The 7,211-nt window shown below is 69.2% G+C and carries 9 protein-coding genes; 6 read left to right on the top strand and 3 right to left on the bottom strand.

Annotated elements, in window-relative coordinates; genetic code table 11:
- The coding region (locus B0E53_RS31240) for a winged helix-turn-helix domain-containing protein (RefSeq protein WP_146167831.1) at positions 1-270 on the bottom strand (270 nt) is incomplete at its 3' end.
- A gap of 53 nt (positions 271-323) precedes the next feature.
- Between B0E53_RS31240 and B0E53_RS31235 the strand changes: the two genes are divergently transcribed.
- The 4 genes from B0E53_RS31235 (at position 324) to B0E53_RS31220 (ending at position 4,016) form a co-directional block, all read left to right on the top strand.
- Positions 324-1,112, top strand: coding sequence for an isocitrate lyase/phosphoenolpyruvate mutase family protein (locus B0E53_RS31235; protein WP_107079265.1), 789 nt, complete (start codon positions 324-326; stop codon positions 1,110-1,112).
- Positions 1,109-1,588 carry a cupin domain-containing protein gene (locus B0E53_RS31230; RefSeq protein ID WP_107079264.1) on the top strand — a complete coding sequence of 160 codons (480 nt, stop codon included), beginning with the start codon at positions 1,109-1,111 and terminating at the stop codon, positions 1,586-1,588. The genes B0E53_RS31235 and B0E53_RS31230 overlap by 4 nt, the downstream gene beginning before the upstream one ends.
- 106 nt (positions 1,589-1,694) lie before the next feature.
- On the top strand, positions 1,695-2,654 hold the full coding sequence (locus tag B0E53_RS31225; protein WP_107079263.1) for an ATP-dependent DNA ligase: 960 nt from the start codon (positions 1,695-1,697) through the stop codon (positions 2,652-2,654).
- Positions 2,655-3,116: 462 nt separating this feature from the next.
- Positions 3,117-4,016, top strand: a complete 900-nt coding sequence (locus B0E53_RS31220) for a hypothetical protein (protein WP_107079266.1) — start codon at positions 3,117-3,119, stop codon at positions 4,014-4,016.
- Between the two features lie 625 nt (positions 4,017-4,641).
- Here B0E53_RS31220 and B0E53_RS31215 read toward each other — a convergent pair.
- Both B0E53_RS31215 and B0E53_RS31210 read right to left on the bottom strand, forming a co-directional pair.
- Complete coding sequence (locus B0E53_RS31215; protein WP_107079262.1) at positions 4,642-5,337, bottom strand: HAD family phosphatase; 696 nt, start codon at positions 5,335-5,337, stop codon at positions 4,642-4,644.
- Complete coding sequence (locus B0E53_RS31210) at positions 5,334-6,200, bottom strand: GntR family transcriptional regulator (RefSeq protein WP_107079261.1); 867 nt, start codon at positions 6,198-6,200, stop codon at positions 5,334-5,336. The genes B0E53_RS31215 and B0E53_RS31210 overlap by 4 nt, the downstream gene beginning before the upstream one ends.
- Positions 6,201-6,607: 407 nt before the next feature.
- Here B0E53_RS31210 and B0E53_RS31205 point away from each other — a divergent pair, with 407 nt between their 5' ends.
- Both B0E53_RS31205 and B0E53_RS31200 read left to right on the top strand, forming a co-directional pair.
- On the top strand, positions 6,608-6,853 hold the full coding sequence (locus B0E53_RS31205; RefSeq protein WP_107079260.1) for a DUF6284 family protein: 246 nt from the start codon (positions 6,608-6,610) through the stop codon (positions 6,851-6,853).
- A partial coding sequence (locus B0E53_RS31200) for an RRQRL motif-containing zinc-binding protein (RefSeq protein ID WP_107079259.1) occupies positions 6,853-7,211 on the top strand: 359 nt, incomplete at its 3' end. The genes B0E53_RS31205 and B0E53_RS31200, both read left to right, overlap by 1 nt.

Raw genomic sequence — 7,211 nt, 5'->3', positions numbered from 1 at the left:
CGCGGCCCGGCGCAGACCGCTGACCTCCGTGCCCGCGCCGATCCGGGCGACCAGCCAGCCCTCGGCGACCAACTGGTCGTAGGCGGCGCTCACGGTGCCCCGGGACAGGCCCAGCTCGGCGGCGAGGGCGCGGGTGGCCGGCAGCCGGGTGGCCGGCGGGAGCCGCCCGTCGCGGATGGCGTCCCGCAGCGCCCGTTCCAGCCCGGCCCGCCGGCCGCCGGTGGCGTCCAGCTCCAGGTGCAGGTCGACGCCGAAATCGGCCCAGTCCATCGGCACGGAATTGGAGCTTACGGGCGGGCCGCCGGCGCGGCGAGACTGGCCGCATGACCGAGCTGAGCCGGCGGGCCGCCGCGCTGCGCGCGCTGCACCGCCCCGGGAACCCGCTGACCCTGCCGAACGCCTGGGACCCGGGGTCCGCCCGGGCCGTGGTCGCGGCGGGCTTCCCGGCGGTCGCCACCAGCAGCGCCGCGGTCGCCGAGGCGCTCGGCCACGCCGACGGCGAGGCCACGCCGGTGGCCGGGATGTTCGCGGCGGTCGCCCGGATCGCCGCCGCCGTGCCGGTCCCGGTCACCGCCGACCTGGAACGGGGGTACGGGCTGCGCCCGGCCGAGCTGGTCGAGCGGCTGCTGGCGGCCGGGGCGGTGGGCTGCAACATCGAGGACTCCGACCCGCGGACCGGGACGCTGTACGACGTCGAGGAGCAGGCCGACCTGCTCGCCGGGATCCGGGCGGCGGCCCGCGCGGCCGGCGTGGACCTGGTGCTCAACGCCCGGGTCGACGTGCATCTGCGGGCGTACGGCCCGGCCGAGGGGCGGCTCGCCGAGGCGGTCCGCCGGGGACGCGGCTACCTGGCCGCCGGGGCGGACAGCGTCTACCCGATCCTGCTGGCCGACCCGGAGCAGATCCGCGGCTTCGTCACCGAGGTGGACGCCCCGGTCAACGTCCTGGCCCGGCCCGGCGCCCCGGCCCCGGCCGAGCTGGCCGCCCTCGGCGTGGCCCGGATCAGCTACGGCTCCGGCCTGTACGCGGCCGCCCGCGCCCGTATCGTCGGGATGCTCGCCGCGATCCGGGCGGGCGACGAGGCGTTCCCGATCGGGGAGGAGGCCCGGTGACCTACCCGCCGCCGCGCTACTCGGGCGACCTGGGCGAGCAGTCGGCCACCCACCGCCCGGCGGATCATCCCGCGGAGCTGGTCTATCCCTCCGGCGGCTCGGCCCACTACCTGGCCACCGGCGCGTCGACCAACGGGCAGTTCGGCCTCTACCGGTGGGAGATGGGCCCGCAGCCGAGCGGCCCGGCGCCGCACTTCCACCGCTCCATCTCGGAGTCCTTCTTCATCCTCTCCGGGACGGTACGCATCTACGACGGACGGCGGTGGATCGACACCGCGCCCGGGGACTTCGTGCACGTCCCAGAGGGTGGTGTCCACGCGTTCCGCAACGAGTCCGGCGAGCCGGCCTCGATGTTGCTGCACTTCGCCCCCGGCGCGCCGCGGGAGGGCTACTTCGAGGGGCTGCTGGACCTGGCCGGCAGGAGCGAGGAGGAGCGGACGGAGTTCTTCCTGCGGCACGACACGTTCTGGGTCTGATCCGGCGCCCCGCCGACCGGGACGCCGGCCGGCGCGGAGCGATCGGAACACCACGGGAAGTCGTGTCGGGGTTGCCGACCCGCGCTCGGCCCGGGAAGGTTGGCGGATGGGCGCCGCTGACGAGACCCGGGACGGGGTGTCGCTGACCAACCTGGACCAGCCGCTGTTCGACGGGGCCGGGGCCACCAAACGCGACCTGGTCGACTACCTCGACGCGGTCCACCGGCGAATCCTGCCCGGGCTGCGGGACCGGCCACTGTCGGTGGTCCGGGTGCGGCCCGGCCAGGACCCGTTCATGCAGAAGAACCTGCCGAAGTACACACCGGACTGGGTGCGCCGCACCTCGGTCTGGGCGGAGGCCTCGCACCGCAGCATCTCGTACGCCCTCTGCGACGACCGGCGCACGCTGCTCTGGTTCGCCAACCAGCGGGCGGTGGAATACCACCCGACGCTGGGGCATGCCGGCGACCCGGAGCACCCCACCCACCTGGTCCTCGACCTGGACCCGCCGCCGGGCGACTCGTTCGGCACGGCGGTCCGCACGGCGCTGCTGGTCCGGCAGGCGCTCACCGACGCCGGGCTGGCCGGTGCGGTGAAGACCAGCGGGGCGAAGGGGCTGCACGTCATCGTTCCGGTGGACCCGGCGACCACCGCCGAGGAGGCCGCCGCGGCGACCCGGGCCCTGGCCGCCCGCGCCGAACGGCTCGACCCGGCGCTGGCCACCACGGCCTTCATCGTCGAGGACCGGGGCGGCCGGGTCTTCGTCGACTCCACCCGGGCGTACGGGGCGACCGTGGTGGCCGCGTACAGCCCGCGGATCCGGCCCGGCACACCGGTGTCGTACCCGGTCGGCTGGGCAGACGTCGAGGCGGCGACCCCGGCCGACTTCACCGTGAAGACCGTGCCGGCGCTGCTCGGCGACCGGGACCCGTGGGCGGAGGCGCTGCCGGCGCCGCAGCGACTGCCGGAGGAGCTGGTGGCCGAGGGGCGGAGCATTCCGGTGGCCCGGGTGCAGGCCATGCACGAGGGCAAGCGCCGCGCGAAGGCCCGCCGCGAGGCCGGGTGACAAGCGAAGAAGCCCGGGCCAGCGGCCCGGGCTTCCTGGTGTCTGTGCCCCCGGCAGGATTCGAACCTGCGCCCCCGCCTCCGGAGGGATGCACCCCTCCCAAATGGATCCTGCCATTGAACTGGGCAAACGCCAGCCGAGGCAGGCGGGGCGGTCAGCTTTGGCACGTATGCGGCACAGAGGCCCCCGCGCAGCCGTCCGCGTCAGTCTCGAAGCCGGGGGGTACGGCGGCTCAGGGCGTAACGACCCGAGACGCCTTCACCGACGCGCGTGGAACCGGTTGCCCCATACATGCCATCGCAACGATGCGGCGTCGACCCGTGCGACTACATCTTCTGCCAATGCAACAGCCGGATTTGCTACAGAAGCGTTCCCTTTGACATTGGCTTCCACTATGGTGCGGGGCTCGACCATCTGGGAAGGGGAGACGCCTTGGCCAAGGTAACCATGCGGGAGCGCGCAGTGCAGTTCTTCGAGATCGTCGACTCTATCGAGGGGAACCAAATACGAGTCACGCAGCGAGATTGGAATGGCATACTGTCGCTACTGGGCCGAGCCAAGGTTGATGAGCGAACCTGGAGGACTGACCAAACACTTATCGGAACGGTTCATTCTTCCCAGCAAGACGACCACCTCCTGCTTCACAAGGTGAAGAGCGAAGGTGAATGGTTGTCTGTGATGGATATGAACACCGGAGAGTGGAGTGAGCTAGAGTTCCAAGCATCACGTGGCTACCTTGATACCACAGTCATCGCATTCCTGCCTTATGGGAATGTTATTGGTGTCATGCAGGGTTCAACCGCAGCACCTGGGAGCAAATCCCTAGAGAATTGGGTCAACGGGCTTAAGCTCTTCACCAAACCCGTCGTCGTGAGGCCCCTTCTTTCCAAGGCGGAGGTGCAGAAGCTTGCGACCGCCAGCGGAGCAACGAAGGTGGAGATCCGGATAGGAGCGCATAAAGCACAGGCGCTGCAAAACAAGAGCGGCCGCCTGGCGCGCTTCCTGAGGACTGCTAGCGACGACTACGGGGATCTTCGCGTCACCGTCACGATCAGCATCCCCCGGGGAGGGGGACGCGAAGAGGATAGGCAACGCCTCTTGGCCGACCTCCAGGATCTTGAGGATGTCATGCCCGGTGCCGCTGACATGGCCAAGGCGAAGTTGGTCTACACCAACAGCAACGGTGGAGAGTACGCGCAACTAGCAGAGTTCGTAGAGCACCACATCACAGCCAAAAGGCGCGTACCGGCCGTGGACGAGGAAGGCAACTCCATCCGAATTTTGTCAGCGGTGCAAGTCATACTGGGCGTAGCAGCAGAGCACGAGGAAGAGCTGCGTAAGGCCGCTGACCTGGAAGAATGAGAATCGGGAGGCTACCGTGTCGTGGCTAGCGAAGATCGACCTACGTGGCTGGCTCTCCGAGCACCCCAGTCTCGACTTCTTAGCAGCCGGAGCAGCGGTGGGCCTTCATCTCTTGATCATCAACCGCTTCGCCGCTGGTGACTTCCTGGCATGGCTGGAGTCGGACAGAAGGGCAGACCTTTACTCCGGATCAGCCGCTGTAGTTGCCACCCTGGGAGGGCTGTCCGCGATTGGGCTGGCAATATACCAGTCAGCGAGCGGCGACCGCACGCGCGCGATTAGGGTCCTGTATGGCAATGAGCTCCGAAAGAACTGGCGTGGACTACTCGTGATGGCAGGAGTCTCCGCCGGCCTGGCCTTTCTCGCGATGAGTCTGGACCGAACGGGCGACCCACTTAGCAGCCGCTTTCTGTACGAGTACGCGATGTCTTTGGCTGTTGTCCGATACATCCGCCTAGTATGGATCTTCGACAGAATCTTGCAGATTGCAGACAAGGACCTCACGGATAAGCCTCGGGCTACCGCCGCGCCGCCCTCGGCTCGATGGCGGGAGCCTAAAGGTGCATCACCAAATTCCTACTGATTAGAAAGAGAGACTGCTGGCAGCCCCTGGCCACGATGCCTTTCAGCCATCCATGCGGCCGATCAACATGCTGGCTATCTCGCCCATGCTCGTGATCACCACATCTGCCCCAGCGGCCTGAAAATTCTCGACCTTGGCAGGCCGGTTCGCGTAACCGATCACCCGCACTCCGGCCGCCCGCGCCCCGTAAATGTCCGAGAGCGAGTCGCCAATCAGTACGCATTGGCTTGGCGGCTCGCGTACGGCACTCGCGGCATACAGGATCGGTTGTGGGTTGGGCTTCATGCGGCCGGGGTCGGCGTACGTCCGGCCGACCACCGGCGAGACGTACGCGGCGAGCCGGTGCGCTGCCAGGTACGCGCTGATCGCGCCAGCCGAGTTGTTGCTGACCACCGCCACCGGCATCCCCGCCTGCCGGGCCGCCACGATGACTTCGCGGCCATACTGCGTGGGTTCGGCAGTCTCGACGGCCCGGCGCTCGGCTGCACAGAGTGCGTCCTCTACCGCCCGCGTGATGCCCTGGTTGTCGGTCGCACCAATGCGACGAAGTACCTCAAGCGGGTCCGGCTCGCTGGCGAGGTCCGGCGGCACGTCGACGCCTCGCCGCCGCAGCACGTCAACCAACTCGCCGGCGACCTTCGGCGCCGGGTATCCGGCGAAGACGCTGCACACCGGCCCGTCGAAATCGAGCAGCACCGCCCCGACCTCCCGGAGCAGCCGGCCGAGAGCGGCGCTCATCCCTCGTACCGATAGGCGATGGTCGACCACACCGAGTCGAACCACTGTCGGGACGCCTCGACGAACTGCGTGCCGTGCGAGGCGTCATCGTCGGTCACCGCGTAGTGAAACAGCGGCACGTCCTTGCCCATCAGGTCGTAGATCGCCAAGGGCTCACCCTTGATCGAGACGGTGCGCTCAACGACCGGGTAGAAGCCATAGAAGACCTCTTCGCCGTTCAGGATGTAGAGCTTGAACAGCGGAGACGCTCGGTGCATACGCACCTCAGCCATGGCCGACCGAATGAGGCCGAGGTCGCCCAGCTCGGCGACCTGATCGATGATGCCGTCTGCCGCCCGCCGGGTGATGCGCTCTGCGCGCTCACGTACCGCCGGGTCGTCGGCCTGTGTCTCGGCCCGCGACGGCAGCGCCATCGGTACCGTCATGTCGGAGATCAGGACCCGCACGGCGATCGTCTCCGGCGCGAGGCGGCCGACGCGCACCTTGTCGAGCGCTTCGGCGAGCGCATCGCGTAGCGTCTCGCCGGAGAACCCCGCGAAGTCGATCGTGACGTGCGGCCGCTCGAATGCCGCTTCAATGTGTGGACGCAGCTCAACGGCTCGCTGCGTCTGCGCCCGTACGAATGCGCCGCTGCCCTGCCGGGTCACGATCAGCCGCTCTGCCCGAAGCAGCTCCAATGCCCGCTTGACCGTCTCCCGCGCTACGCCGTAGCGGGCGGCTAGCTCGGGCTGTGATGGCAGCTTGTCTCCCGGCGAGAGCCGGCGCGTGAGGATGGCTGCCCGCAGCTTGTTCGCGATCTGCTGCGAGGCCTGTTTGGGGTCGTCGGGATCTAGCTGGCCGAGGAAGTCAAGGTTCTCGCTCACCCGGTCACGGTAGCGCTGACTAGCCAAGTTAGGAAAGTTCGCCGCGCCCTCTTGACCTGACTAGCCAAGCCGACCTACGTTCATGGCGTCGAGCCTGGCTAGCCAGGAACGACAAGCCGAGCGGAAGCCGGGGAAGGTGGCGCATGCGCTGCACGCCCACGGGCCGGTCGTGTGGTCGTTCATTCAGAACTTCACAGCAGAAGCGCCGCGTAGATCCGTCTGCGGCATCTCCGCCTTGAGCCACACGGTGGCCGACCCCGGTAGATCCCGGGTGAGCGGGGCGAGCGGGCCGGATCTTGGCGCGCGGTTTGGGCTTCTGCCTCTTGTCCCTGTTGTTCCGGGTGTGCGGCCGGTCTGGTCGCACCCCCGGGGCTTCCGACTTCATCGATTTCCCCCGGAGGTTTCCCGTGAGGAAGCACCTCGCCCCCGTCACCGCCGAGCCGACCGCCGCCGACCTGGCGACAATCGAGACGGAGTGGCCGCTGATCGCGGCCGAGCTGGACGTGCTCGACGCCGAGATCACCCTGATTTACGCCGAGGACCACGGTGGCCCCTCGCCGCTGGACTGGCGGCGTCTTCGCCGGGCCGAGGCCCGCGTTACCCGCGCCGCCGCCGACCTGACCACCCGCACCGACCCGCACCGCGCGGCCTGATGTCCCGCATCCGCGCCGCCTTTCACGACCCGGACGGGGCGCGGTACGGCATCCCCACCTACTGGTGGCGAGGTGCCCCGCCCGGCTACGCCACCCGCCGCCAACTGCGCGCCGCCGGCCTACGCCCCGGCGGTCAGCCGGTCGCCGCTCAAGTGCTCTGGCAAGGGGTCGGCGGCACCCGCGCCGCCTACCTCTACCGGGTCGACCTGGCCCGCCCGAAGCGCACCGCCACCGCCGCCCAGCTCCGGGCGGTCCGCGCCGCGCTGCTCGCCCGCCGCACTTGCCCGACCTGCCGGCAAGTCCGCGGCTACTACATCCCGCGCTCGCTCGGCGAGTGCCTGACCTGCGCACACCCCTT

Source organism: Micromonospora sp. MH33, assembly GCF_003013775.1.
Classification (GTDB): domain Bacteria; phylum Actinomycetota; class Actinomycetes; order Mycobacteriales; family Micromonosporaceae; genus Micromonospora; species Micromonospora fulviviridis.
Note: the sequence above shows the minus strand (reverse complement) of the source record. Positions and strands in the feature narration are given on the sequence as shown.

Bases quoted from the DNA above. Each gene is read 5' to 3' on its own strand.
- B0E53_RS31225 (WP_107079263.1), top strand. From the start codon at position 1,695: ATGGGCGCCGCTGACGAGACCCGGGACGGGGTGTCGCTGACCAACCTG.
- B0E53_RS31235 (WP_107079265.1), top strand. From the start codon at position 324: ATGACCGAGCTGAGCCGGCGGGCCGCCGCGCTGCGCGCGCTGCACCGC.
- B0E53_RS31215 (WP_107079262.1), bottom strand. From the start codon at position 5,337: ATGAGCGCCGCTCTCGGCCGGCTGCTCCGGGAGGTCGGGGCGGTGCTG.